Raw genomic sequence first — 25,487 nt, forward strand, 5'->3', positions numbered from 1 at the left:
GGGACGGGAACCCCGGTGCGTCCGCCGTGCCTCTTGGCACACGTGATGAGCTTGACCGGCACCCCCCTGTTCGCCACGGCGATCGCCCTGACCGTCCTCGCCGTACTGCTGCCGCTGCTCCTGTGGGGCAGGGCGCGCGGCCCGCTCGTCGTACGCGTCGCCACGCGCGCCCTGATGGTGGCCTTCGCCCAGGTCACGGCGGTCGCGTTGGTGTTCGTCGCGGTGAACCGGCAGGAGACCTTCTACGCCTCGTGGGGCGATCTGCTCGGCACCGGAAGTTATGTCACCGCCGCCCCCGACCTCGGGGCGGACGGACTCGGCGGCAAGAAGGTCGAAGCCGAGCCGAAGGTGCGCCAGGACTTCCAGCCGGTCGAGGGACTCGGCGGCCGGGTCAGGAAGACCGAGCTCGACGGCAAGGTCTCCGGGGTCAAGGGCGACGTCATGGTGTGGCTGCCGCCGCAGTACGACGACCCCGCCTTCAAGGACAAGAAGTTCCCCGTGGTCGAGCTGATCCCGGGCATACCCGGGACGGGCAAGTCCTGGTTCCAGGGCCTGAAGGCGCACGAGGTGCTGGAACCGCTGATGAAGAGCGGCAAGGTAAAGCCGTTCGTCCTGGTCTCGCCGCGCGCCATGCTGCTCGGCAACGCCGACACCGGCTGCGCGAACATCCCCGGCAAGGTCAACGCCGACAGCTGGTTCAGCGTGGACGTCCGCAAGATGGTCACCGACAACTTCCGGGTCACGCCGGAGGCCCGCACCTGGGGAGTGGCCGGGTACTCGGCCGGCGCGTACTGCGCCGCCAAGCTGGCGATCAACCACCCCGACCGGTACAGCGCGGCCGTCTCCCTGTCCGGCTACAACGACCCCGGCCAGGAACCCTCGTCGCTGGTCGCGAAGGACCCGGAGCTGCGCCGCACCCACAACCTGAAGAACGTGCTGACGGCCGCGCCCGCGCCGCCGCCGGTCTCCCTGTGGCTGTCGGGGGCCGAACAGGACGGCTACCTGTCCGGCATGGACCTCAAGGCGATCGCGAAGAGCCCGACCGTGGTGCACGCGGAGCGGGTGACCGGCGGGCACAACCTCGACTCGTGGTCCAAGCAGATCCCGCAGACCTTCGACTGGTTGAGCAAGACGGTCAAGGCGCCGTAGCGCCTCAGGCGGGGCGGGCGGCGCCGGCCCAGGGCATCGAGTCGATCGGCGCGATGCGGACCGTCGCCCCGGGGTGGGGGGCGTGGATCATCTTGCCGTCGCCGATGTAGAGGCCGACGTGCGTGATGCCGGAGTAGAAGAACACCAGGTCGCCCGGGGCCAGCCCGTCGCGGGAGACCCGCTGTCCGGCGTTGATCTGGGTGTAGGTGGTGCGGGGCAGCGAGACGCCGGCCGCGCCCCAGGCGGCCTGGGCCAGGCCGGAGCAGTCGAAGGAGCCCGGCCCGGTGGCGCCCCACACGTACGGCTTGCCGATCGCCCCGTACGCGAACGCCACCGCGCGGGCGGCGCGGCTCCCGTCCCCGGCCGGGGCCGGCACCGGGCCCCGTGTGCCGGTCCCGGCCGGTGACTGCGCCTCGTAGGCGGCCCGTTCCTCGGCGGTGAGCTTGTCCAGCAGGCGCTTGGCGGCGCTCAGCTTGCCCTCGACGGCTGCCTTGGCGGCGGCGAGTTCGTCCTGCCGCGCCCGCAGCTCCGTGAGCGTCCCCGACGCCCGGTCCCGCAGCCGGTCGGCCTCGTCGAGCCCCCGGCGCACGGCGGCCACCTGAGAGGCCGTGCGGTCCCCGGTCCGGGTGAGGAACGCGGCCCGTTCCAGGTACTCCTGCGGGTTGCCCGACATCGCCAGTTGGACGGCGGGACCCAGCCCACCGCTGCGGTACTGGCTCGCCGCGAGCGCGCCGAGCGTGCTGCGGGCCGCGCCCAGCCGGTCGGCCCTGCGGGCGGCCTCGTCGCGCAGGCCGGACAGCGCGCGCTCGGCCTCGTCGGCCTTCTCCTTCGCCCCGTTGTACCGCTCGGTGGCCGCTTCGGCGTCCTGGTAGAGCCGGTCCACCTCGGCCTTGACCTGCGCGGGCGTCTGGCGGGGTTCGGCCTGGGAGGTGCCTTCGAAGGCGGTGGCGGTGGCAGCGCCCGCGAGGGCGAGGGTGGTGGCGGCGGCGCGTGCGGGGCCGCCCGAGAACGGGCGCTGCCTGGGCTTTCGATGACTGGCCACGGGGGCCTCACGTCCTTCCGTCGGTCTTGGGGGAGGACGCTAAGCCTGGAGGTAACGGGGAGATGACGAGATGCCCCCAACTGACCGTTGTTGAACGATCAGTGGTGCTGAACGATCAGTGCCAGAGGACGGCGATAAAGATATTGGCCATGGTCAGACCGCCGACCGCGCCGAACAGCGCCTTGTCCACCCGCTCCTCGTCCCGCTTGACGTAGACGAGCGCCAGGACGACGAAGAGGACCGCGAGCTTCACACCGATCTTGATGTTGTCGACGGTGCCGCCGTCCATCTCGCGGAATCCCACCAGCAGCACACCGGTGACCAGCATCGTCAGCGCGCCGTGCAGCATCGCCGGCACGAAGCGGGCGGTGCCGGCGCCCATCGCCTTCATCTGGGTGAGGAAGCCGCCGAGGAGCGAGGCTATGCCGATGATGTGCAGGCCGAGGAAAACGCTGATCAGTACGTCCATGGCGTCGAGCGTACGGGGCGGCCGGCGGCGGCCCGTGGCCAGGTCGGGCGTCAGCCGAGGAAGCGGAGCAGCTCCTCGACGACGACCTCCGGCCGCTCCTCGGGGAGGTAGTGGCCGCTCTTGTCGACGCGGACCACCCGGGTGTCGGTGCCCAGCGGCGGCACCGCCTCCGTCAGCAGGTCGTAGTTGCTGAACTCGCCGCCGAGGGCGAGCAGCGGGGCGGTCACGGGCGGGTAGCCGGCGAGGTCCTCGATGTCCTGGGGGAAGGCGCGGTACCAGTCGTTGGACGCCCGGATCGCCTCGGGGGAGTCGTACGCGCGGGCGTAGACCGCCCGGGAGTGGGCGTCGACGGCGGCGGGGTCCGCGGTGGCGCGGGCGAAGAGCCAGTCGAGCAGGTGGTGGTAGCGGCCGGCGAGGAGCTGTTCGGGCAGGTCCTCGACCTGGTTGAAGGCGAACCACCACTTGTGGAACCGGCCGGGCCGGGGGAGGAGCGTGCCCTCGTACCAGCCGGGGTCGGGGTGGGAGACGTCGAGCAGGGCGATCCGGTCGGTCGCGCCGGGGTGGTTGGCGGCGTGGGCGTACGCGACCATCGCGCCGATGTCGTGGCCCACGAGGTGGGCGCGCCCGATCCCGAGGTGGGCGAGCAGGGCGTGGACGTCGGCGGCGAGCGTCTTCTTGTCGTAGCCGCCCTCGGGCTTGGCGGAGCCGCCCATCCCGCGCAGGTCCACCGCGATGACGCGGTGGGTGCGGGCGAGGGCGGGCATCACCTTGTGCCACTGCCACCAGGTCTGCGGCCAGCCGCCGAGGAGCACGAGGGGCCGGCCCGCGCCGCCGTCGACGTAGTGCAGCCGGGTGCCGTTGACGTCGGCGTGGTGGCTGGTGAACCCGCCGTCGAGGGAGGCGGCGAGGGCGGCGTCGTCCAGGGGTGCGGGGGTGGGCATGGGGGAGTCCTCCGGTCGGAACGGCTCCGTACGAACATTTCGTACGACCGCTGTGTCGGCGACCGTACGGGATCTTCGTACGGTCGGTCAATGTCCGTACCGGATTTGCGTACAGTGGGGCCATGGCCGCAGCCGAACCCGCCCACCCCGACGCCGACCCCTCCTGCGACGCCGACGCCTCCCGCGGCGACACCGACGCCCTCGACCTGGCCGAGGTCCTCGCGGCACTCGGGCACCCCGCCCGACTGGAGATCGTCCGCAAGCTCGCCTCCGGCGAGGAGGCGTTCTGCGGCGAGGTCGTCCCGGACCTGCCCCGCTCCTCCGTCACCCACCACCTGCGGACGCTGCGCGAGAGCGGCGTGATCTGCCAGCGCCCCGAGGGCCGGCGCCAGTACCTCACGCTGCGCCGCGACGACCTCGAACGGCGCTTCCCGGGGTTGCTGGCGCTCGTACTGCGCTGAGGCGCCGCCCGTCGGCCATGGGCGGGGTCTGTGATATTTCCCGGGCCGGGACCGGCTGTCGGTCCCGCCCCCTAGACTCGGAAAGCGATGAGCAGCCTCTTTGACGACAGCTTCCTGGCGGACCTCTCCCCCTCCGACGAGGTTCCCCCGCCGCCCGAGGACCACCCCGCCCCCGAGCCGGGCGCGGACGACCTCTTCGGCGGCCGGTTCGACGCACCCATGAGCGGGGACGCCTACTACCGCAACGGGGCGCCCAAGCCCGTCATCGACCCGGCGGCGCTCCTGGACGGGCTGAACACGGAGCAGCGCGCCGCCGTGGTGCACGCGGGCTCGCCGCTGCTCATCGTGGCCGGCGCCGGCTCCGGCAAGACCCGGGTGCTGACCCACCGCATCGGCCACCTGCTGGCCGCCCGCGGCGTCCACCCCGGCCAGATCCTGGCGATCACCTTCACCAACAAGGCCGCCGGCGAGATGAAGGAGCGCGTCGAAGGCCTCGTCGGCCCGCGCGCCAACGCCATGTGGGTCTCCACCTTCCACAGCGCGTGCGTCCGCATCCTGCGCCGCGAGTCGAAACGGCTCGGATTCACCTCCTCGTTCTCGATCTACGACGCGGCCGACTCCAAGCGCCTGATGGCGCTCGTCTGCCGGGACCTGGACCTCGACCCGAAGAAGTTCCCGCCGAAGGCGTTCAACGCGAAGATCTCGAACCTGAAGAACGAGCTCATCGACGAGGAGGCCTTCGCCGCCCAGGCCACTGGGGGCACCTCCCAGACGGAGTCCGGGGGAGGTTTCGAGAAGACGCTCGCGCAGGCGTACGCCATGTACCAGGGACGGCTGCGCGAGGCCAACGCGCTCGACTTCGACGACATCATCATGACCACCGTGCACCTGCTCCAGGCGTTCCCGGACGTCGCCGAGCACTACCGGCGCCGCTTCCGCCACGTGCTGGTGGACGAGTACCAGGACACCAACCACGCCCAGTACACGCTGGTGCGCGAACTGGTCGGCACCGGCTACCCGGACCTGGCGCCCGCCGAGCTGTGTGTCGTGGGCGACGCCGACCAGTCGATCTACGCCTTCCGCGGCGCGACGATCCGCAACATCCTCCAGTTCGAGGAGGACTACCCCGACGCGACGACGATCCTGCTGGAGCAGAACTACCGCTCCACCCAGACGATCCTCTCCGCGGCCAACGCGGTCATCGAGCGCAACGAGAACCGCCGCGCCAAGAACCTGTGGACCGAGGCCGGCACCGGCGCGGTGATCACCGGGTACGTCGCGGACACCGAGCACGACGAGGCCCAGTTCGTCGCCGACGAGATCGACCGGTTGACGGACGCCGGCGACGCCAAGGCGGGTGATGTCGCGATCTTCTACCGGACCAACGCGCAGTCCCGCGTGTTCGAGGAGATCTTCATCCGCGTCGGCCTCCCCTACAAGGTGGTCGGCGGCGTCCGCTTCTACGAGCGCAAGGAGGTCCGCGACGTCCTCGCGTACCTGCGCGTACTGGCGAACCCCGAGGACAACGTCCCCCTGCGGCGCATCCTCAACGTCCCCAAGCGCGGTATCGGCGAGCGGGCGGAAGCGATGATCGACGCCCTCGCGATGCGCGAGAAGATCACCTTCCCACAGGCGTTGCGCCGGGTCGACGAGGCCTTCGGCATGGCCGCCCGCTCCACCAACGCCGTCAAGCGGTTCAACGCGCTGATGGAGGAACTGCGCACGATCGTCGAATCCGGCGCGGGCCCCGCGGTGGTGCTGGAAGCGGTCCTGGAGCGCACGGGCTACCTCGCCGAACTCCAGGCCTCCACCGACCCGCAGGACGAGACGCGGATCGAGAACCTCCAGGAACTCGCGGCAGTGGCACTCGAATTCGAGCAGGCCCGGGACGAGGAGAGCCCCGGCACCCTGGCCGAGTTCCTGGAGCAGGTCGCGCTCGTCGCCGACTCCGACCAGATCCCGGACGAGGACACCGAAGGCAGCGGGGTCATCACGCTGATGACCCTGCACACGGCGAAGGGCCTGGAGTTCCCGGTCGTCTTCCTGACCGGCATGGAGGACGGGGTCTTCCCGCACATGCGCGCGCTCGGGCAGACCAAGGAACTGGAGGAGGAGCGGCGCCTCGCGTACGTCGGCATCACCCGAGCGCGCGAGCGGCTCTACCTGACCCGCTCCTCGATGCGCAGCGCGTGGGGCACCCCCTCGTACAACCCGCCGTCACGCTTCCTGGAGGAGATCCCGGCGGAGTACCTGCAGTGGAAGCGGACGGGCGCGTCCCAGAAGCCGGCCGGTCCCATGCGCGGTTCGGGCGGCGGCAAGGCCGCGTTCGGGACCTCGCCCGAGGCGTTCTTGTCCTCGTCGCGCACGAGGTCGGGCCCGTCGGGCTTCGCGACGCGCCGGGCCGCCGACAAGCCGGTCATCGCGCTGACCGTCGGCGACCGGGTCACCCACGACCAGTTCGGTCTGGGCACCGTCATGGAGGTCCGGGGGGCGGGCGCGGACGCGCAGGCCACCATCGACTTCGGGGACGACAAGCCGAAGCGGCTGCTCCTGCGCTACGCGCCGGTGCAGAAGCTGTAGTCCCGGACCCCGGACCCCGGACCCCGGACCCGGGGACCGCGGCCGCCCGAGCCCCCCCGAGGGGTCAGTTCTCCAGTCGGACGGGCATCAGGAGCGAGAAGGTGTCCTCGCTGTCGGTCCGGCGGATCGCCACGGGCGCCGTCGGGGCGCCGAACTCCAGAACCAACCGGTCCCGGGCTCCGGCGGCGAGGGCGTCCAGGAGGAAATCGCGGTTGACGGCGACGTGGTCGCAGTCGTCGTGACCGTCCTCGCCGTCCTCGCAGACGGTCACGGCACCGTCGGCGGACACCTTGAGCACACTCAGGTCACACGGCACGCCGTCCTGCTCCCGCACGGCGTCCGACCGGACCGGTCCGCTCACCACCGCCTCCCGGAGGGCCGCGACATCGACGAGGGCGCGGCGCCCCGCCGGCAGTCGAACCAGGCGACGGTAGTCGGGGAAGTCGTGACCGAGGCACTGCCCGGCCGCCTCACGGCCCTCCGTCTCCAGGAGCGCGCGGTCGCCGTCCACCGTGAGCCGGGCGGGCGCGTCGTCACCGAGCAGTGCCCGCATCGCGTCGACGAGCGGGGACGGCACCGTGACCTGCGCCCTGGGCCCGCCGTGTCCGACGGTGGCGGCTCGCGCGACAGCCATCCGGTACCGGTCGGTGGCCACGACACGGAGCTCGTCGCCCTCGATGTCGAACAGGACGCCGCCGAGCATCGGCAGCTCCGGGTCGGCGCCCGCGGCGAAACGGACCGCGTCGAGCGCGGCGGCCAGGTCCGGTGCGGAGACGGTCAGTCGGACGGCCGTCGTGCGCGGTACTGCCATGGGATTCTCCCTGTCCTCAAGTAGCGCTCGGATCGTGGAGAACGCGCCGCGGGCATCGGACAGCCCCAGTTCGAGACGGCGCAGATGCGCTTGGAGCAACTGCCGGACCAACCCGGTGTCCCTGCCGGACCATCCGGCCAGCACCAGACGGATGTCCGCCAACGGCATACCGGTCCGGCGCAGCAGGGCCAGCAATCCGGCCTCCTCCAGCTGCCGCGGGCCGTACCAGCGGTATCCGCTCGCCGGATCCACCCAGGCCGGGACCAGTACGCCGGCCCTGTCGTAGAACCGCAGGGCGCTCACGCCCAGTCCACTGTCCCGGGCCATCTCGCCGATACTGCGCATCTCGCTCTCCACACCCGTCACTCTGGGCCCTCCACCAAGTCGAGGGTCAACAGCGCATGCCGACGGCGGGCCGGGTGGGGAACGGGAGGGCGCGGGAGGCCGGGACGGACGGGCCTACGTCGGGTCGAGGCCGTGGTTGCGCAGCCACGCCTGGGGGTCGATCGGGGAGCCGGCTCCGGGGCGTACCTCGAAGTGCAGGTGCGGGCCGGTGGAGTTGCCGGAGTTGCCGGAGTAGGCGATGACGTCACCGGCCTTGACCTTGCCGGAGCGGATCTTGGTGCTGCTGAGGTGGCAGTACCAGGTCTCGGTGCCGTCGGGGGAGGTCACTATGGCCATGTTCCCGTAGGCGCTGTTCCACTGTGTGCGGACGGTGCCGTCGGTGGCGGACATGACCGGGGTGCCGTAGGAGACCGGGAAGTCGATGCCGGTGTGCACGGACATCCACATGCCGCCGGCCTGCCCGAAACCGGCGCTGAGACCGTGCTGCGCGACAGGGAGCGCGAATTTGGGGCGGGCGGCCTCCTTGGCCGCCGCCTCCTCGGCGCGCTTCTTCTTCTCGTCTTCCTGGCGCTGCTTCAGGTCGAGGCGTTCCTGGGTGCGGCTCGCGCGGTCCGCGAAGTCACCGGCGTCCGCGCTCAGGGCGGTGAGCTGGGTGTCCAACTTGTTGTTCGCCGCGACGGGTTTCACCGAGGCCGGGTCGGCGGCGGCCATCGTCGTGGTGTCGTTGGCCGGCTTGTCGGTGCCGCCGAGCCCGCCGACCGAGGCGGCCGCGACTCCGGCGACGCCCATGACGCAAGCCGAGGGCACGGCGACGGTCAGGAGGGCGGAACGCTTCGCAGGGGTGCGGCGCCGGCTGCTGCCGCCGGCCGTCTTGCCGCCGGAGGTCTTGGAGTTGGACCCCTTGGAGTCGGAGGTCTTGGAGGTGGAAGTCTTCGAGTTGGCCGTGTTGCCGGGCTTGGTGCTGCCGGCGCGGCGTGAGGCGCGCGGCTCCGCGGGCACGACCGGCATCGTCTGGGTGGCCATGGCGTGCACCGTGGCCGGGGGTTCCGGAATGTCGTCGTCCGAAATGGTCTCGAAGACGGCGGTCTCGGCGGCGTGGAGGTCGGCGGCGTGGAGGTCGGGGGCGCCCGAGGGGGCGTCATGCGGCACGACCATCGGGACGACGCTGGTCGGCTCGTACGCGTAGCTCTCGTAACCGGTGTGCGCCGAGTCCTGGTGCGAGGTGGTGTCGTAACCGCCGTCCGAGTGGCCCGTGTTCCAGGCGGTGGCGTCGTACGTGCCGGTGTCCTGCTGTCCGTACGCGGGGAAGGTGTTCCACTGCGCGGTCCGGTCGGCGGGCTGTTCGGCGCCCGTCGCGTCGTAGCCGAAGGAAGTCTGCTGGTACGCGGCGGAGTTGGCGTCGGTCCAGGCGCTCGCGTCCCACTGGCCCGTGGTGTCCTCGGACACGGCCTGGTGGGGGACCGAGGAGAGGTAACTCTCCTGTCCGGCCCAGGCGGTGGCGTCGTAAGTGCCGGTCGACTGGTACCCGCCGTAGGTGTCGTACCCGGCGGAGTCGGCGTAGTTGTAACCCTGGCCCTGCGTTTCATAGGAAACGTAGGCCTGGTCACCAGCGAAAGTGGTGGTGGAGAGGCCGTCGTACCCGTTTTCGGGGTACTGGCCCGACGTGGGGCGGTCGTTCACCAACTTCTCTTTCGCCTCGGCAGTGGGGGCCTGGGTGGCCGGGGAATCGGAGGTTCCCCGGAGGAGAGCAGTGGCGCGACTGTACCCGGCGGTTACTGGAGACGACAATCTTCGGAGGGTTTCGACCTCTGGGGAACCGGGCATTCGGCTGTCTTTCGGTCCCGTACACACCGAGCCTTGGCCTTGAGTTCGATATTCGTTCGACTCTTGGTCGTCCGGGGTTGCCACTACCTCAGAGGGCGAGGCGGCGCACTTCGGTTTCCTGGGCGGGGGACTGCGACGGCCGCGCGAGAGGTCCGTCCAGGGTGCGTCGGATGGCGCCGATAACCGTGGGATGGACGGGGAGCGCGAGGTGGCCGATGCCGGTGACCAGCACGTTCTCGGCGATCAGGTCGGGGTGGTCGAGGCGGGCCGTCCCCGGCGGCGTCATCAGCGCGTCGAATTCGCTCCAGAAGGCCACGCAGCGGGTGCGGCAGCCCGGTGCCGGTGCGTCCAATTCCCGCATCACCTCGGAGCCCGGCCGCATCTGGCGGACCAGCGGGTGGGCGTCCATGAAGGGCGCCACGCTGGTGCCGGAGTGCGGGGTGCCGAGCGTGACGAGGGTGCGCACCCGGGCGTCACCGCCGAGCCGCTGGAGGTAGTACCGGGCGACCAGGCCGCCGAGGCTGTGCCCGACGAGGTCGATTCGCTCCTGTCCGCTGCGCTCGCACAGCTCCTCGACGCGGCGGGCCAGGTGCCCGGCGGTGGCGCGGAGGTCGCGGGTGAAGGGCGAGTAGTTGTACGTCTCCACCCGCCGCATGCCGTCCGCCGCGAGTGCGCGGCGCAGGAGGACGAAGACGGAACGGTTGTCGGTGAAGCCGTGCAGCAGCAGCACCGGCGGGCGCTGCCCCGTCGCCCCGGCGGCCGGATCGACGGCGAGCCGTTCCGCGAGCACCCCGGTGGGGTACAGGAACAGGTGCCCGGTCAGTACCACCGCCTCGAGGACGGCCGCCCGAAGGGCCGCCGCCGACTGCGAGACGGAGAGCGGTAAGGGTGTGGAAATCGGCGTGATCGACAGCCCCATGGCGGCCTCCGGGCCTCTTGGGAATGCGGCCGTATTGCCGACGTGCCCCGCCTCCGTGCCGTGCGGCTGGCGGCACGGTGGCGGGACGACTCGGTGTCGCTCCCCCGTGAATCACTGGCGGGGGCGGTGAACCATTGGCGGTGGCTCCACGCTCCCACGTGTGATTTCCCCCTCCTGCTTGACCGCGAAACGGGCTGGTGCGCGATGCTGTACTTAACGTTCGTTCACTCGGGAGGCAGTGCGATGGGTGTGACCGGTCCGATCCGTGTGGTGGTGGCCAAGCCGGGTCTCGACGGCCACGACCGCGGGGCCAAGGTGATCGCCCGTGCGCTGCGGGACGCGGGCATGGAAGTCATCTACACGGGACTGCACCAGACCCCCGAGCAGATCGTGGACACCGCGATCCAGGAGGACGCGGACGCGATCGGCCTCTCGATCCTGTCGGGCGCCCACAACACGCTGTTCGTGCGCGTGCTGGAACTGTTGAGGGACCGGGACGCGGAGGACATCAAGGTCTTCGGCGGGGGCATCATCCCGGAGGACGACATCGCCCCGCTCAAGGAGAAGGGCGTGGCGGAGATCTTCACCCCGGGTGCCACGACCACGGCCATCGTGGACTGGGTCAACGCGAACATCCGCCGCCCCTGACCCCGGAGCCCCGACCCCTGGCCCTGGCGCCCTGATCCCCGGCGCCCCCGCGCCCCCGCGCCCCCGCGCCCCGGCGCCCCCGCGCCCCCGCGCCCCGGAGCCCCCGCGCCCCCGCGCCCCGGAGCCATGCTCCCTGGCCCTGGAGCCCTGATCCCGGAGCCCCGGACGCCCCCGACCGCCCCCGTGGCCGGCAGGGGGCCCCGGCCCGGTGGTCGGCAGGGGGCCTCGGCCCGGTGGTCGGCCGCTCAGGCGGGCGGTATGAGCTCCGCGAGCATGGCGGCGCGGAGGTGGAGGGTGGAGGCCAGGCGCTGGAAGGCTTCCTCCCAGTACGCCCCCGCGCCCGCTGCCGGCTCGACGGGGTTCGATGGGGTCGAGGGGGCCGCGTGGTCCGCCGGGGCTCTGGTCAGGGCTTCCAGCCGCCCCGCGTCCGCCGGGTCGAGGCAGCGTTCCGCCAGGCCCATCACCCCGCTGAAGCTCCACGGGTAGCCGCCCGCCTCCCGGGCCGCGGCCAACGCGTCCACCACCGCCCGGCCCAGCACCCCCGCCCACGGCACGACGCACACCCCGAGCAGTTGGAACGCCTCCGACAGCCCGTGCGCCCGTACGAACTCCGCCACCCACCGCGCCCGCTCCCCGTCCGGCAGTACGGACAGCAGCTTGGCCCGTTCCGCGAGGGACGCGGTGCCCGGTCCGGCCGCCGGCGGGGCGGAGGCCGAGCCGAGCAGTGCCTTCGACCACCGCGCGTCACGCTGTCGCACCGCGGCCCGGCACCACGCGGCATGCAGTTCCTTCGCCCAGCCGTCACCGACGGGCCGGGCCACGATCCCGGCCGGGTCGAGCCCCCCGAACCGCTCCCGCCAACAGGACAGCGGAGCCGCCTCCACCAGCTGCCCCAGCCACCAGGCCCGCTCACCGCGCCCCGCGGGGGGCCGTTTCACCACGCCGTCCCGCAGCATCCCCGCGTCGCACTCCGCCGGGGGGACGATCCCCTCCGGACCGACACAGGCCAACGCCCGCTCCGCCATCCGCCCCGCCAACGCCGAACCGGTCAGGGCCGACAGCAGTTCGGCGGCCGTCGCCCGGACGTTGCGGCTGCGGTCGCCCAGGGCCGTCTCCAGGAACGGCTCGTCCGCGTCCGACAGCCCCACTCTCAACGAGTCCAGGAACATCAGCCGGTCCTCGGCCCGTTCGGTGCTCCAGGTCGTTTCGAGCAGCCGGGTCGCGGCGGCCGGATCGTGGGCCCGGACGGCGCCCAGGAGAGCCACCCGCTCGGCGAACAAGCCCTCCTCCCACAGTCGTTCCACCCCTTCGCGGTCCTGCGGGTCGGGCAGCTCCAGGCTGCCGCCGGTCCCACCGCGCAGCGCGAACCGCCAGTCCGGGTTCAGCCGGGCCAGCCACAGCCCCCGGCTCCCGGCCAAGGTCAGCGCGAGCGGTCGCAGATCGGTGCGGGCCTTCGCCGCGTCCAGCAGTGCCGGGACCAGCGCCGCCGGAGCGCGGTACCCGTGCCGGACGGCCGCGGCCAGCCACTGCGGGAGCAGCTCCGTCAGGTCCGGAGCGGCCGCCCGCCGCCCGCCCGACCCACCCGCCCGCGCACGGCCCGCCAAGAGTTGCGCGAGGCGCCGCCGGGCCGCTTCCGGCGGCTCCGGACGCGGATCGCGCGGCGCCGACTCCGGGCGCTCCCCGGCCCGTACGGGCGCCGGCCGCAGACCGGCCCGGCGCCGCAGGGTCTGTACGGCCGCCTCGTCCAGCAACGCCTCCGGCGAGCCGCCCCGGCGCCGCTCGGTGCCGAGCAGCGCCGTGGCCACCAGTTCGTCCCAGTCGGCGTACGCCGTCCCCTCCGCCGTGTCTCCCGCCGGCGCCGGGTGTGCGGCGTGCGCCGCCCCAGCCGTCTTCATCGGACCCCTCCCTCGTGGTGTGCCGTGCGGTGCTCCGGTCCCGCCCCCTCCACGGGACCGGAGCAGTATGGTGAAATGTCGCCTCAAAACGCTTGTCAGCTGGCGTGGTTGTCGTTCATCAAAGCCCCCCGGCTTTCTCGATCCCGCACGACGGCGCCCCCGCGCCGCCGGTCCCTCCCCGGCGCCGACGCTCCCCCGCGTCGATCGCCCCTTGCCTCCTCGCAGCCCGCAGCCCGCAGCCCGCAGCCCGCAGTCCGCCGGCCCCGTCAGACCAGGGCCACCGGTTCCGCGGAGTCCGGATGCCAGACCGTCAGGGGCTTGAACCCCCGGTGGCCGACCTCCCCGAACACCGTCACCGGACCCCCGCCCGAGAGCGCGGCGAGCTGCCACAACCCCGATCGGGATCTGCTCCCCGGCCCCGCGAGCGGTACCGGAAGCGCCGCCGTCCCCTCCGGGTCCGCCAACCGCCAACCCTGCTCACCGGGTATCGGCACCACCGGCCCCAGCACCACTGGCCACGACTCCAGCCAGGGGTCCTCCCGCAGGGCGGCCCCGTACGCCTCCAGAGCCGCCTGCGGACTCACCCCGACCGGTGCCCGACCGTCCGGCACCGCGGCCGCGCCCCGGTCTCCGAGATCCGCCCGCAGCCCCGCCGAACCGGGCCGGAAGCGGGCTTCCGCCTCCAGGACCAGTCCGACCGGCAGCGCCGGCCCCGGAAGCCGCCCGGGCGGTCCGAAGTCCAGCACCAGGGCCGGCCGCCCGCTCACCAGCCCGCGCAGCCACACCCGGCGGGTGGTGAGCCGGCCGTCCGGGGACACCGAGTCGTACTGGGCCAGTACGAGCCAGCGGTCCCGTACGGCTTCGCCCTCCGCCGAAGGCGGGAGTCCCACCCGGGTCCGTACCGTCGCGGCCAACTGCTCCGGCAGTCCCGAAACCCCCAGCCAGGCCCGGTCGAGCAGGTGCAGCAGCGCGAACTCCTCAAGCATCCGGGCGGGCCAGCCGGGGCCGCAACCGGGTATTGTCCCCAACTCCCTTACCCGGGAGGCCAGTCCCGGTGCCTGCGCGTCGACCATGCGGGCCGCCGTCTCCTCCCACGGCGCGTACCCCGCCTGCTCCTGGCCGGCCAGTCCGCCCCGCAGCAGATCCGCCAGCCGCTGTTCCAGCTCGCCGACCCCCGCCGCGATGCGGGCCGCCCGTCGCTCGGCGCGCTTCCTCGCCGCCTCCTCGTCCACCGGCTTCGCGACCGCCGGCCGGGCCGCCTTCGCCGCCCGCTCGGCCAGCCACTCGCCGGCCCACTCCGGCGCCCGCGCCGGATCGCCCACCCCTTCCACCGCCCAGAGCAACAGCAGCCCCAGCGCGTGCTTGCACGGGAACTTCCGGCTCGGGCAGGAGCACTTGTACGCCGGGCCCCTCAGGTCCACGACCGTCCGGTACGGCGTCCTGCCGCTGCCCTTGCACAACCCCCACACCGCACCGGAAGCGGAACCTCCGGTCTGCGACCACGGACCCGCCCCACCCAGCTTGCCTCCCGCCTTGCGCGACGCTTCGTCAGGAGCCAGGGCCAGCACCTGTTCCACCGTCCAGCGAACCCCCTGCTCAGTCATGTGTCCCACCGTAGAGACCCCCACTGACAATCGCTCTGACCTGCAACGACGTTGTGAGCTAGGGGCGTTGTCAGTGCCGTGGTGCACCGTGGTGTCAGCAGTCGGGAGCGGCTGCCGAGCATTGGAGGGGGACCATGGTCACGACCGGGACCGAACACCGCGCAGAGGCACTGCGACCGCATGCCGAAGACGCCTTCGCGCACGAACTGAAAGCCTTGGCGGCCGCCGACGACCGGCCCCGCCCCACCCGCTGGAAGCTCTCCCCGTGGGCCGTCGCCACCTACCTGCTCGGCGGCACGCTGGACGACGGCACGGTGATCACACCCAAGTACGTCGGACCGCGCCGCATCGTCGAGGTCGCCGTCACCACCCTGGCCACCGACCGCGCCCTCCTCCTCCTCGGAGTCCCCGGCACCGCCAAGACCTGGGTGTCCGAACACCTCGCCGCAGCGGTCAGCGGGGACTCCACCCTCCTCGTCCAAGGCACCGCCGGCACACCCGAGGAGGCCATCCGCTACGGCTGGGACTACGCCCGCCTCCTCGCCCACGGCCCGAGCCGTGATGCGCTCGTCCCCAGCCCCGTCATGCGCGCCATGGCCGACGGCATGACCGCCCGCGTCGAGGAACTCACCCGCATCCCCGCCGATGTCCAGGACACCCTCATCACCGTCCTGTCCGAGAAGACGCTCCCCATACCGGAGCTCGGGCAGGAGGTGCAGGCCGTGCGCGGCTTCAACCTCATCGCCACCGCCAACGACCGCGACCGCGGGGTCAACGAGCTCTCCAGCGCGCTGCGCCGCCGCTTCAACACCGTGGTGCTGCCGCTGCCCGCCACCGCCGACGCCGAGGTCGACATCGTCGCCCGCCGCGTCGACCAGTTGGGGCGCGCCCTCGACCTGCCAGCCGCGCCCGAGGGGCTGGAGGAGATCCGCCGCGTCGTCACCGTCTTCCGCGAGCTGCGCGACGGCGTCACCGGCGACGGTCGCACCAAGGTCAAGTCGCCCAGCGGCACGCTGTCCACCGCCGAGGCCATCTCGGTGGTCACCGGCGGCCTGGCCCTGGCCGCCCACTTCGGGGACGGCGTCCTGCGCCCCTCCGACGTGGCAGCCGGCATCCTCGGCGCAGTCGTCCGCGACCCGGCCGCCGACCGGGTGGTCTGGCAGGAGTACCTCGAAGCCGTCGTCCGCGAGCGGGAGGGTTGGAAGGACTTCTACCGCGCCTGCCGGGAGGTGACGGTATGAACCCCCGGGCCGAGGGCCCCCTCCTGCTGGGGGTCCGGCACCACGGACCGGGCTCCGCCCGCGCCGTGCGGGCCGCTTTGGACGAAGCCGGGCCGTCGGCGGTGCTCATAGAAGGGCCGCCGGAAGGCGACGCGCTGTTGCCGCTCACCGCCGACCCGAGCATGCGGCCGCCCGTCGCCCTGCTCGCCCACGCGGCCGACGATCCGGGCCGGGCCGCCTTCTGGCCGCTGGCCGGGTTCTCCCCCGAATGGGTCGCCATCCGTTGGGCCCAGGACCGGGGGGTACCCGTCCGGTTCATCGACCTCCCCGCCGCGCACTCGCTGGCCGCGACGCCTGACGAGGGGGCGCGCGACGAGGAGGCGCGGGACGAGGGGGCGCGGGACGAAGCCGTCCGGATCGACCCGCTCGCCGTGCTGGCCGAGAGCGCCGGGTACGACGACCCCGAGCGCTGGTGGGAGGACGCCGTCGAGCACCGGGACGCCGTACGGGAAGACCCCCTGGCCGTGTTCGGCGCACTCGGCGAGGCGATGGGGGCGCTGCGCGAGGAGTACGGCTGCGCCAACCACCGCGACCTGGTGCGCGAGGCGTACATGCGGCAGCGCATGCGGGCCGCGCGCCGCGAGTTCGGCGACGACTACGCCGTGGTCTGCGGGGCATGGCACGTCCCGGCCCTGCGCGCCCCGACCACGGCCACCGCCGACAAGGCGCTGCTCGGCGGACTGCCCAGGATCAAGGTGGAGACCACCTGGGTGCCCTGGACCCACCGCCGGCTCACCCGCGCCGCGGGCTACGGCGCCGGCATCACCTCGCCCGGCTGGTACGCGCACCTCTTCACCGCCCGCGACCGGCCCGTCGAGCGCTGGCTGACGAAGGTCGCGGGCCTGCTCCGGGAGGAGGACCGACAGGTCTCCTCCGCCCACGTCATCGAGGCGGTCCGGCTGGCGCAGACCCTCGCCGCCGTGCGGGGGCGACCCGTTGCCGGCCTCACCGAAACCCTGGAGGCGGTCCGGGCGGTCATGTGCGACGGCTCCGACGTACCGCTCGCCCTCATCCACGACCGTCTGGTGGTCGGGGACGTGCTGGGCGAAGTCCCCGACGCGGCGCCCGTGGTACCCCTCCAACGGGACCTCACCCGCAGACAGCGGTCCCTGCGCCTCAAGGTCGAGGCGCAGGAACGCGAGCTGGAGCTGGACCTGCGCAAGGACACCGACGGGGCCAAGTCCCTGCTCCTGCACCGGCTGCGGCTGCTCGGCATCGACTGGGGGATACCCGCCGCCTCCCGCGCCGGCACCGGCACCTTCCGCGAGACCTGGCGGCTGCGCTGGGAACCGGAGCTGTCCGTGCGGGTCGCGGAGGCCGGGATCTGGGGCACGACCGTCCTGGGGGCGGCCACCGCCCGCGCCGAGGCCCTCGCAGCGGACGCCGGGGAACTGGGCGAGGTCACCGCCCTCGCCGAACGGTGCCTGCTCGCCGGGCTGTCCGAGGCGTTGCCCGCCGTACTGCGCGCCCTCGCCGACCGTGCCGCTCTGGACACCGATGTGGCGCGCCTCGCCAAAGCGCTGCCGGCGCTGGCCCGCTCGCTGCGGTACGGGGACGTACGCGGCACCGACGCCGAGGCGCTCGGCACTGTCGCCGCCGGGCTCGCGGAGCGGATATGCGTGGCCCTGCCGGCCGCCTGTGCGGCCGGGCTGGACGCCGACGCCGCGGCGGAGCTGCGCGGGCACGTCGACGCCGTCCACGGGGCGATCGCCCTGCTGGCCGACGCCGACGAGGGGCTGCGCGAGCGCTGGTCGGCGGTGCTGCGGACGCTGGCCGGCCGGGACACCGTGCCCGGGCTGATCCGGGGTCGGTCCGCCCGCCTGCTGCTGGACGACGGCCGCCTCCCGCCCGAGGAGACCGCCCGGCTGATGGGGCTCGCGCTGTCCCCGGCGGCCATTCCCGCCGACGCGGCCGGCTGGATCGAGGGCTTCGTCGGCGGCAGCGCGGGCGGCGGCACCCTGCTGGTCCACGACGAACGGCTGCTGGGCCTGATCGACACCTGGCTGGTGTCGGTGCCGGCGAACGCCTTCATCGACGTACTGCCCCTGCTGCGCCGGACGTTCGGGGCGTACGAGCCGGGCGTGAAGCGTGCCCTCGGCGAACTGGTCCGGCGGGGACCGTCCGATGGGGCGCGCCGGCCGACCGGACCCGGCTCGGCGCCCGAGGGTTTCGGGCCGGAGCTGGACCCCGTCCGCGCGGACGCGGCGGCGGACCTGGTCCGCGTGCTGCTCGCCAGGGCGGCGGAGGCGACCGGGGCGATCGGGGCGGCGGTGGGCGCCGGCTGACGCCCGGCGCCGCCGGACGGAGGGGGTCGGCGGTGAGAGCCGAGGGGTGGGGCAGTGCGACAACGGGACACACGGCACGGGACAAGGAACGAGGGGGACGGACAGGTGGAGATCAGTGCGGGGCGGCCGGCGGACGCGGGGGAGCGGCTGCGGCGGTGGCGGATGGTGCTAGGCGGAGGAGACGGCGAGGGCACCGGACACGCGCTCTCCGGGCGGGACGCGGAGATGGACGCCGCGCTCACGGCGCTCTACGGCCGCAGCGGCGGCGGTGCGCGCAGGAAGGCGGGGGAGCGCTCGGCCGGGCTCGGCGGGTCCGCGCCGCAGGTCGCCCGCTGGCTCGGCGACATCAGGACGTACTTCCCCGGCTCCGTGGTGCAGGTCATGCAGCGCGACGCCATCGAGCGGCTCGGCCTGTCCGCCCTGCTGCTGGAGCCGGAGATGCTGGAGGCGGTGGAACCGGACGTCCATCTCGTCGGCACCCTGCTCTCCCTCAACAAGGCCATGCCGCAGACGACCCGCGAGACCGCCCGCGTCGTGGTGGCGAAGGTCGTCGAACAGTTGGAGAAGCGCCTCGCCGCCCGAACCCGCGCCACCCTCACCGGAGCCCTCGACCGCTCCGCCCGGGTGAGCCGCCCCCGCCACCGGGACATCGACTGGGACCGCACCATCCGCGCCAACCTCAAGAACTACCTGCCCGAGTACCGCACGGTCGTCCCCGAGCGGCTGATCGGATACGGCCGGGCGGCGCAGTCGGTGAAGAAGGAGGTCATCCTCTGCATCGACCAGTCGGGTTCGATGGCGGCCTCCGTCGTCTACGCCTCCGTCTTCGGCGCGGTCCTCGCCTCGATGCGCGCGATCGCCACCCGGCTCGTGGTGTTCGACACGGCGGTGGTCGACCTCACCGACCAGCTCGACGACCCCGTCGACGTGCTCTTCGGCACCCAACTCGGCGGCGGCACCGACATCAACCGGGCCCTCGCCTACTGCCAGTCCAAGATCACCCGACCGGCCGACACCGTCGTGGTCCTGATCAGTGATCTCTACGAGGGCGGCATACGCGAGGGGATGCTCAAGCGGGTGGCCGCGATGAAGGGCGCCGGAGTCGAGTTCGTGACCCTGCTCGCCCTCTCCGACGAAGGCGCCCCCGCCTACGACCGGGAACACGCCGCGGCCCTGGCCGCGCTCGGCGCGCCCGCCTTCGCCTGCACCCCGGACCTCTTCCCCGACGTGATGGCGGCGGCGCTGGAGAAGAGGCCGCTGCCCGTGCCGTGAGCGCCCCGCCGGCCCCGACCGGAACTCGGCGGATCGTACGAACGCGCAGCTCAACCGTGAGGCGATCTGTGACAGGTATCACCGCTCAGGTGGGAGCCGCGATTTAGGGACGCACGTCCCACGGGGATAACCTGCGAGACGGACATGCCGCGTCCACGGTCACCGTGTGCGCCTTCCTTGTGACAGCGCCGTCACGTTGCCCTCCGCGGCACGCCCACGCAGATAGCAGACAACCGCGAATCACTGCGAATCTTTGAAGACAAGGGACGGACGCGCGTGGACCTGTTCGAGTACCAGGCGAGGGACCTCTTCGCCAAGCACGGTGTACCGGTGCTGGCCGGTGAAGTGATCGACACGCCTGAGGCGGCTCGCGAGGCCACCGAGCGGCTGGGCGGCAAGTCGGTCGTCAAGGCGCAGGTGAAGGTCGGCGGCCGAGGCAAGGCCGGCGGCGTCAAGCTCGCCGCCACCCCGGACGAGGCAGTCGCCCGGGCGACGGACATCCTCGGCATGGACATCAAGGGCCACACGGTCCACAAGGTGATGATCGCCGAGACCGCTCCCGAGATCCTGGAGGAGTACTACGTCTCGTACCTCCTCGACCGCACCAACCGCACCTTCCTGGCCATGGCCTCGGTGCAGGGCGGCATGGACATCGAGGAGGTCGCGGAGAAGACCCCCGAGGCCCTCGCGAAGGTCCCGGTCAACGCCAACGAGGGCGTGACCATCGAGAAGGCCCGCGAGATCGTCGCCCAGGCGAAGTTCCCGTCCGAGGTCGCCGAGAAGGTCGCCGAGGTCCTCGTGACCCTGTGGCAGACCTTCATCGCCGAGGACGCGCTCCTCGTCGAGGTCAACCCGCTCGCGAAGGTCGCCAACGGCGACGTCATCGCGCTCGACGGCAAGGTCTCGCTCGACGAGAACGCCGAGTTCCGCCAGCCGGGCCACGAGGAGTTCGTGGACCACGCGGCCGCGAACCCGCTGGAGGCCGCCGCCAAGGCGAAGAACCTCAACTACGTCAAGCTCGACGGTGAGGTCGGCATCATCGGCAACGGCGCGGGTCTCGTCATGAGCACCCTCGACGTCGTCGCCTACGCCGGCGAGAACCGCGGCGGCGTCAAGCCCGCCAACTTCCTGGACATCGGCGGTGGCGCCTCCGCCGCCGTCATGGCCAACGGTCTCGAGATCATCCTCGGCGACCCGGACGTCAAGTCCGTCTTCGTCAACGTCTTCGGTGGCATCACCGCGTGCGACGAGGTCGCCAACGGCATCGTCCAGGCGCTGGCCCTGCTGGAGGAGAAGGGCGAGGCGGTCACCAAGCCGCTCGTCGTCCGTCTCGACGGCAACAACGCCGAGCTGGGTCGCAAGATCCTCTCGGACGCCAACCACCCGCTGGTGCAGCGCGTGGACACCATGGACGGCGCGGCCGACAAGGCCGCCGAGCTCGCGGCTGCGAAGTAAGGGCAGAGGTCAAAGACTCACATGGCTATCTTCCTCAACAAGGACAGCAAGGTCATCGTCCAGGGCATGACCGGTGCCACGGGCATGAAGCACACCAAGCTGATGCTGGCTGACGGCACCAACATCGTCGGCGGCGTGAACCCGCGCAAGGCCGGCACCACCGTCGACTTCGACGGCACCGAGGTCCCGGTCTTCGGCTCGGTCGCCGAGGCGATGGAGAAGACGGGCGCCAACGTCTCCGTCCTCTTCGTCCCGCCGGCCTTCGCCAAGGCCGCCGTCGTCGAGGCCATCGACGCCGAGATCCCGCTGGCCGTCGTCATCACCGAGGGCATCGCGGTGCACGACTCCGCCGCCTTCTGGGCGTACGCGACCGCCAAGGGCAACAAGACCCGCATCATCGGCCCGAACTGCCCGGGTCTGATCACCCCCGGCCAGTCCAACGCCGGCATCATCCCGGGCGACATCACCAAGCCCGGACGCATCGGTCTGGTGTCGAAGTCCGGCACGCTGACCTACCAGATGATGTACGAGCTCCGTGACATCGGCTTCTCCTCCGCCGTCGGCATCGGTGGCGACCCGGTCATCGGCACCACGCACATCGACGCCCTCGCGGCGTTCGAGGCGGACCCCGAGACCGACCTCATCGTCATGATCGGCGAGATCGGCGGCGACGCCGAGGAGCGTGCGGCGGACTTCATCGCGAAGAACGTCACCAAGCCGGTCGTCGGCTACGTCGCGGGCTTCACCGCCCCCGAGGGCAAGACCATGGGTCACGCCGGCGCCATCGTCTCCGGTTCTTCCGGCACCGCACAGGCCAAGAAGGAGGCCCTTGAGGCCGCGGGCGTGAAGGTCGGCAAGACGCCGACCGAGACGGCCAAGCTGGCGCGCGAGATCCTGAACGCCGCGCAGTAGGCAGTCACCGTAAGCACGGGCGTGGCCCGCACCCTCCGGGGTGCGGGCCACGCCCGTTGTCCGTGTCCGCCGCCGCGTCACTCGATCTTCGGGGCGAGGCGGGCCGGACCGGCCGCCGGGTCCGAATGGAGCCGGTCGTGCAGTTCCTTGCTCCGCTCGGTGAACCGTTGTGGTCCGCTGAGCGGGGGCACCCCAGACACGCTCGTACCCGGTGCGATCGGGGCGATGTACTGGCTCGGGGACGTGGTCGCCGTGTACGCCGTCGCGACCGCGATCACCGCCGTCAGCCCGAGCGCCGCCCGGCTCAGCGCCCGGGAGCGGCGCTCACAGGAGGTGCGTACGGCCGCTGCCGGGCGGGGGTCGAGGCAGACGGCCGGGCGGACCGAGCCCATGCGTTCGCGCAGCCGGGCCGAGCGGCGGGCGGGCGGCAGACCGTCCAGTTCGGGGAGTCGGGCGGTGAGCTCGGCGTGCGCGTTCAGGAGGCGCAGCCCGGTCGTGGGGGTCGACGCCTCGATCTCCGCGGCCGTGTCGGGCAGGTCGAGGCCGACGCCGTCGTAGAGCAGGACGGCACGGCGGTACGCGGTGGGCAGCGCGAGCAGCGCGTCCATCGTGATCCGGTCGGCGGGTTCGGCGGGGGCCTTGTCGGGGTGGCGGAAGGCCCTGCGGAACCGGTGCCAGGGCGAGAGGGCGTACTCGTACGCGACCGCGCGCACCCACCCCACCGGGTCCGGGTCGGTGGCGACCTCGGGCCAGCGTGCCCAGGCCTGGAGGAACGCCTTGTCGACGGCCTCCAGGGCGAGGGAGCGGCGGCCGGTGAGGAGGTACGCCTGACGGACGAGGGCCGGGGCGGCGTAGGAGTGCAGGGCGTCGAAGGCCTGAGCGGGAGTCAAAGGACCCGGGTCGACGGGGTCTTCCACCTCGGCCGGAGCCTCGGCCGGGGCTTCGGCTGCGGCTTCGGCGCCGGCTGGGTCCGGGGCGGGCGGGTCCGGGGCGGGCGGCTCGGCGGGGGGTGCGTCGGCTGCGGCGGTCGGCGTATCGGCCTCTACGGTCGGCGCGTCGGTGTCGGTGTCGGTGTCGGTGCCGGCGACGGGCGCGGGATCGGCCGCCGGTTCGGGTTGCGGCTCGGGTCGCGGCTGCGGGTCGGCTTCGTGTTCCGGGGGAGGCGGGGTGTGGTCCGCGCCGGTCCCGCCGCCGGTCCTGCTCTCGTGGCGCGAGGAGTCGGCCGGCGGCTTCGCGGCCCGTTTCGCCGCCGCCTTGGGCCGTTTGCGTGAGCTGATCGGCCGCGCGGGCGCGGGGGAGACCCGTACGGCGGCGGGAGCGGCGGCCTTCGCGCCCTCGGACGCCTCGGCTCCGTCCTCGGGCCCGTCGGTGGGTCCGGCCGCCGCGAGCCGGGTGATGAACCGGGCGTACGCCTTGCGTTTGCGGCCGCGCGGCTGCGTCCGGCCCGACTCCCACGAGCGGACCGTGGCAGGACTGACCCCCACCGCCGCCGCCACCTCACCGTGCGTCAGTTCGGCGGATTCGCGCAGCCTTCGGCGTTCCTGGGGGGAGGGGAGGTCGGCCTCGTCCGGGGAGGAGGTCGTTCCGTCGCCTTGTGTCATGCCACTCTCCCCGCGACCCGGTAGCTCTGCGCGAAAAAGTACATAAACGTATATTGAGCGACACCACGGACATTCGCCTGTTACCCGCCCATAGCGCGTGTCGTTGGCACCATGGCGGGGTGACCCAAGTGACCGAACGCGGTACCTCGTTGCCGACCGTCCCGCCTGCCGCCGTACGGCGCCGCCGCTCGCCCGCGGCCGCCGCGTGTGTGTTCGGCGGCGCGGTGGCCGCAGGACTGGGGCTCGGCTTCCTGGCCGTGCTCGTGATCGTGCTGTGGATCAGCTCCCCCTATCCCGACAGCGGCCCCGGTGGTGCGCTGCACCTCGCGGCGGGGTTGTGGCTGCTCGCCCACGGGACCGAACTCGTGCGCTACGAGACGCTGTCGGGAGTGCCCTCGCCCGTCGGGGTGACGCCGCTCCTCTTGGTGGCGCTGCCGGTGCTGTTGGTGCGGCGGGCCGCGCGGTTGGGCAGCGCCCAGGGTGACGGACAAGGCGATGACGAGGTGTTGCCGGCCGGTGTCGTGTTCTCGGCCGTGACCTGCGGGTACCTCGGCGTCGGGGCGCTGGCGACGGTGTACGCCTCAGGCGGCCCGATGCCGGCCGACCCGCTGAGCGCGGCGTGGCACGTGCCGCTGGTCGCCGTACTGGCCGCCGCCGGCGGGGTGTGGGCGGCACGGGGGAGGCCGCTCGGGGAGTTCCCCGGATGGGTGCCGGCGCGGCTGGCGGGGGGCGTGCGGAGGGCCATCGCGCGCCCCCGCTACGAGCTGGCGCTGCGCTCGGGCGCGGCGGGAGCGCTGGTGTTGCTGGGCGGCGGCGTGCTGCTGGTCGGGGCGTCGCTGGTGTGGCACGGGGCGGAGGTGCGGGGGTCGTTCCTGGGGCTGACCGGGGTGTGGTCGGGGAGGTTCGCGGTGCTGCTGTTGGCGGTGACGCTCGTGCCGAACGCGATGGTGTGGGGCGCCGCGTACGGTCTGGGGCCGGGCTTCGCGCTGGGCGCGGGGGCGACGGTGACACCGCTCGGCTCCGTCGGATCACACGCGGCGCTGCCGAGGTTCCCGCTGCTGGAGGCCATGCCGGGGGTGGGGCCGGGGACTCCGCTGACGTGGGCGGCCCTTGCCGTGCCGGTGGTGGCGGGGCTGGCGGTGGGATGGTTCGCGGTGCGGCGGGCGCGGGAGGTCTCGTACGGGGAGACGGCGTGGACCGCGGCGCTGGGGGCGGTGGTGTGCGGGGTGCTGATGGCGGGGCTCACCGCGGTGTCGGCCGGGCCGCTGGGGTCGCGGGAGCTGGTGCGGTTCGGGCCGGTGTGGTGGCAGGTGGGGGGCGCGGCGGTGGTGTGGGCGGCGGTGCTGGCGGTCCCGGTGGCCGTGGCGGTGCACGGGTGGCGGGTCCGGCCGGTGAGGGGGGCGCGGGCGGTGCACGTGGCGGACGAGTGGCACGACTCGGGCGTACGGGAGCTGCGGTGGGCGGTGTTGAAGGAGGCGGCCGTCCCGATGGTGGCTTCGCCGACGGGGGGCGCGGGTGCGGTCGAGCCGGTCGCGGCCGAGTCGCGTGGGGCGGAGCCGGGGGAGGCCGGGCCCCCCTTGGCGGAGCCGGGTGTCGGCGGGCCGGGTGCCCCCGGGCCGGGTGCCGTCGAGCCCGATGCCGTCGAGCCGGGCGCGGTCGCTGACGGGGCGTCGCAGGCGGTCGTCCCGGGGCCGGTTGTGCTTCCCGTCCCCGACGCTCCGTCGGAGCCACCCGTGGCGGCCGTTCCCGGTGGGTCCGGCGTGTCGGTGGTGTCCGGCGTGCCGGTCGTGGCGGCGGAGCTGGTGCCGGGGGCGTCGCAGGCGGTCGTCCCGGGGCCGGTTGTGCTTCCCATCCCCGACGCTCCGTCGGAGCCACCCGTGGCGGCCGTTCCCGGTGGGTCCGGCGTGTCGGTGGTGTCCGGCGTGCCGGTCGTGGCGGCGGAGCTGGTGCCGGGGGCGTCGCAGGCGGTCGTCCCGGGGCCGGTTGTGCTTCCC

At 73.0% G+C, this 25,487-nt stretch carries 19 protein-coding genes; 10 read left to right on the plus strand and 9 right to left on the minus strand.

The window, feature by feature from the left end; translation table 11 throughout:
* The first annotated feature begins 45 nt into the window (after positions 1-45).
* A complete protein-coding gene (locus tag E6R62_RS11700) occupies positions 46-1,149 on the plus strand; it encodes an esterase family protein (protein WP_240801617.1) in 1,104 nt (367 codons plus the stop codon).
* A gap of 4 nt (positions 1,150-1,153) precedes the next feature.
* Here the strand turns inward: E6R62_RS11700 and E6R62_RS11705 are convergent, their stop codons facing one another.
* From E6R62_RS11705 to E6R62_RS11715, 3 genes are all read right to left on the minus strand, one after another.
* Positions 1,154-2,191: a C40 family peptidase gene (locus E6R62_RS11705; protein ID WP_136213281.1), complete on the minus strand. Its 1,038-nt coding sequence runs from the start codon at positions 2,189-2,191 to the stop codon at positions 1,154-1,156.
* A 115-nt stretch (positions 2,192-2,306) separates the two neighbouring features.
* The gene (locus E6R62_RS11710) at positions 2,307-2,660 is read right to left on the minus strand and encodes a hypothetical protein (RefSeq protein ID WP_136213282.1); all 354 of its coding nucleotides are present in this window, start codon (positions 2,658-2,660) and stop codon (positions 2,307-2,309) included.
* Between the two features lie 50 nt (positions 2,661-2,710).
* Positions 2,711-3,601: an alpha/beta fold hydrolase gene (locus tag E6R62_RS11715; RefSeq protein ID WP_136213283.1), complete on the minus strand. Its 891-nt coding sequence runs from the start codon at positions 3,599-3,601 to the stop codon at positions 2,711-2,713.
* 122 nt (positions 3,602-3,723) lie between these two features.
* Between E6R62_RS11715 and E6R62_RS11720 the strand changes: the two genes are divergently transcribed.
* Both E6R62_RS11720 and pcrA read left to right on the plus strand, forming a co-directional pair.
* The gene (locus E6R62_RS11720) at positions 3,724-4,062 is read left to right on the plus strand and encodes a helix-turn-helix transcriptional regulator (protein WP_136213284.1); all 339 of its coding nucleotides are present in this window, start codon (positions 3,724-3,726) and stop codon (positions 4,060-4,062) included.
* A gap of 87 nt (positions 4,063-4,149) precedes the next feature.
* A complete protein-coding gene (gene pcrA, locus E6R62_RS11725) occupies positions 4,150-6,642 on the plus strand; it encodes a DNA helicase PcrA (RefSeq protein WP_136213285.1) in 2,493 nt (830 codons plus the stop codon).
* A gap of 64 nt (positions 6,643-6,706) precedes the next feature.
* Here pcrA and E6R62_RS11730 read toward each other — a convergent pair whose 3' ends face one another.
* The 3 genes from E6R62_RS11730 to E6R62_RS11740 all read right to left on the minus strand — a co-directional run bounded on the left by E6R62_RS11730 (position 6,707) and on the right by E6R62_RS11740 (position 10,541).
* Complete coding sequence (locus E6R62_RS11730) at positions 6,707-7,798, minus strand: MerR family transcriptional regulator (protein WP_168714025.1); 1,092 nt, start codon at positions 7,796-7,798, stop codon at positions 6,707-6,709.
* A gap of 114 nt (positions 7,799-7,912) precedes the next feature.
* Positions 7,913-9,622, minus strand: coding sequence for a M23 family metallopeptidase (locus E6R62_RS11735; protein WP_136213286.1), 1,710 nt, complete (start codon positions 9,620-9,622; stop codon positions 7,913-7,915).
* A gap of 88 nt (positions 9,623-9,710) precedes the next feature.
* Positions 9,711-10,541, minus strand: coding sequence for a triacylglycerol lipase (locus E6R62_RS11740; RefSeq protein WP_136213287.1), 831 nt, complete (start codon positions 10,539-10,541; stop codon positions 9,711-9,713).
* 243 nt (positions 10,542-10,784) lie between these two features.
* Between E6R62_RS11740 and E6R62_RS11745 the strand changes: the two genes are divergently transcribed.
* Entirely contained in the window at positions 10,785-11,189 is a 405-nt protein-coding gene (locus E6R62_RS11745; RefSeq protein ID WP_136213288.1) for a cobalamin B12-binding domain-containing protein, read from the plus strand.
* A 245-nt stretch (positions 11,190-11,434) separates the two neighbouring features.
* On the opposite strand, the gene E6R62_RS11755 is transcribed toward E6R62_RS11745, so the two are convergent.
* Positions 11,435-13,084, minus strand: coding sequence for a DUF5691 domain-containing protein (locus tag E6R62_RS11755; protein WP_240801618.1), 1,650 nt, complete (start codon positions 13,082-13,084; stop codon positions 11,435-11,437).
* A gap of 266 nt (positions 13,085-13,350) precedes the next feature.
* Positions 13,351-14,688 carry an SWIM zinc finger family protein gene (locus E6R62_RS11760; protein WP_136213289.1) on the minus strand — a complete coding sequence of 446 codons (1,338 nt, stop codon included), beginning with the start codon at positions 14,686-14,688 and terminating at the stop codon, positions 13,351-13,353.
* A 134-nt stretch (positions 14,689-14,822) separates the two neighbouring features.
* Between E6R62_RS11760 and E6R62_RS11765 the strand changes: the two genes are divergently transcribed.
* The 5 genes from E6R62_RS11765 (at position 14,823) to sucD (ending at position 21,892) form a co-directional block, all read left to right on the plus strand.
* Positions 14,823-15,929, plus strand: a complete 1,107-nt coding sequence (locus E6R62_RS11765; protein WP_136213290.1) for an AAA family ATPase — start codon at positions 14,823-14,825, stop codon at positions 15,927-15,929.
* A complete protein-coding gene (locus E6R62_RS11770; protein WP_136213291.1) occupies positions 15,926-18,253 on the plus strand; it encodes a DUF5682 family protein in 2,328 nt (775 codons plus the stop codon). Before E6R62_RS11765 ends, E6R62_RS11770 begins: the two co-directional genes overlap by 4 nt.
* 162 nt (positions 18,254-18,415) lie before the next feature.
* On the plus strand, positions 18,416-19,525 hold the full coding sequence (locus tag E6R62_RS11775) for a VWA domain-containing protein (RefSeq protein ID WP_136213316.1): 1,110 nt from the start codon (positions 18,416-18,418) through the stop codon (positions 19,523-19,525).
* A 276-nt stretch (positions 19,526-19,801) separates the two neighbouring features.
* Complete coding sequence (gene sucC / locus E6R62_RS11780; RefSeq protein ID WP_136213292.1) at positions 19,802-20,980, plus strand: ADP-forming succinate--CoA ligase subunit beta; 1,179 nt, start codon at positions 19,802-19,804, stop codon at positions 20,978-20,980.
* Positions 20,981-21,001: 21 nt separating this feature from the next.
* The gene (sucD, locus tag E6R62_RS11785; protein WP_136213293.1) at positions 21,002-21,892 is read left to right on the plus strand and encodes a succinate--CoA ligase subunit alpha; all 891 of its coding nucleotides are present in this window, start codon (positions 21,002-21,004) and stop codon (positions 21,890-21,892) included.
* A gap of 77 nt (positions 21,893-21,969) precedes the next feature.
* On the opposite strand, the gene E6R62_RS11790 is transcribed toward sucD, so the two are convergent.
* Positions 21,970-23,493 (minus strand): transcriptional regulator, encoded by a 1,524-nt coding sequence (locus tag E6R62_RS11790; protein WP_136213294.1) that lies wholly within the window; start codon positions 23,491-23,493, stop codon positions 21,970-21,972.
* Positions 23,494-23,612: 119 nt separating this feature from the next.
* Between E6R62_RS11790 and E6R62_RS11795 the strand changes: the two genes are divergently transcribed.
* Positions 23,613-25,487 (plus strand): DUF6350 family protein (locus E6R62_RS11795; protein ID WP_136213295.1); only part of this gene is annotated, 1,875 nt, incomplete at its 3' end.

The organism is Streptomyces sp. A1136, assembly GCF_004795055.1.
Taxonomy (GTDB): domain Bacteria; phylum Actinomycetota; class Actinomycetes; order Streptomycetales; family Streptomycetaceae; genus Streptomyces.

What these genes read in the sequence shown, in the direction of transcription:
- E6R62_RS11700 (WP_240801617.1), top strand. Translation starts at nt 46, where the DNA reads ATGAGCTTGACCGGCACCCCCCTGTTCGCCACGGCGATCGCCCTGACC.
- E6R62_RS11710 (WP_136213282.1), bottom strand. Translation starts at nt 2,660, where the DNA reads ATGGACGTACTGATCAGCGTTTTCCTCGGCCTGCACATCATCGGCATA.
- E6R62_RS11715 (WP_136213283.1), bottom strand. Translation starts at nt 3,601, where the DNA reads ATGCCCACCCCCGCACCCCTGGACGACGCCGCCCTCGCCGCCTCCCTC.
- E6R62_RS11720 (WP_136213284.1), top strand. Translation starts at nt 3,724, where the DNA reads ATGGCCGCAGCCGAACCCGCCCACCCCGACGCCGACCCCTCCTGCGAC.
- pcrA (WP_136213285.1), top strand. Translation starts at nt 4,150, where the DNA reads ATGAGCAGCCTCTTTGACGACAGCTTCCTGGCGGACCTCTCCCCCTCC.
- E6R62_RS11730 (WP_168714025.1), bottom strand. Translation starts at nt 7,798, where the DNA reads ATGCGCAGTATCGGCGAGATGGCCCGGGACAGTGGACTGGGCGTGAGC.
- E6R62_RS11735 (WP_136213286.1), bottom strand. Translation starts at nt 9,622, where the DNA reads ATGCCCGGTTCCCCAGAGGTCGAAACCCTCCGAAGATTGTCGTCTCCA.
- E6R62_RS11740 (WP_136213287.1), bottom strand. Translation starts at nt 10,541, where the DNA reads ATGGGGCTGTCGATCACGCCGATTTCCACACCCTTACCGCTCTCCGTC.
- E6R62_RS11745 (WP_136213288.1), top strand. Translation starts at nt 10,785, where the DNA reads ATGGGTGTGACCGGTCCGATCCGTGTGGTGGTGGCCAAGCCGGGTCTC.
- E6R62_RS11755 (WP_240801618.1), bottom strand. Translation starts at nt 13,084, where the DNA reads ATGAAGACGGCTGGGGCGGCGCACGCCGCACACCCGGCGCCGGCGGGA.
- E6R62_RS11760 (WP_136213289.1), bottom strand. Translation starts at nt 14,688, where the DNA reads ATGACTGAGCAGGGGGTTCGCTGGACGGTGGAACAGGTGCTGGCCCTG.
- E6R62_RS11765 (WP_136213290.1), top strand. Translation starts at nt 14,823, where the DNA reads ATGGTCACGACCGGGACCGAACACCGCGCAGAGGCACTGCGACCGCAT.
- E6R62_RS11770 (WP_136213291.1), top strand. Translation starts at nt 15,926, where the DNA reads ATGAACCCCCGGGCCGAGGGCCCCCTCCTGCTGGGGGTCCGGCACCAC.
- E6R62_RS11775 (WP_136213316.1), top strand. Translation starts at nt 18,416, where the DNA reads ATGGTGCTAGGCGGAGGAGACGGCGAGGGCACCGGACACGCGCTCTCC.
- sucD (WP_136213293.1), top strand. Translation starts at nt 21,002, where the DNA reads ATGGCTATCTTCCTCAACAAGGACAGCAAGGTCATCGTCCAGGGCATG.
- E6R62_RS11790 (WP_136213294.1), bottom strand. Translation starts at nt 23,493, where the DNA reads ATGACACAAGGCGACGGAACGACCTCCTCCCCGGACGAGGCCGACCTC.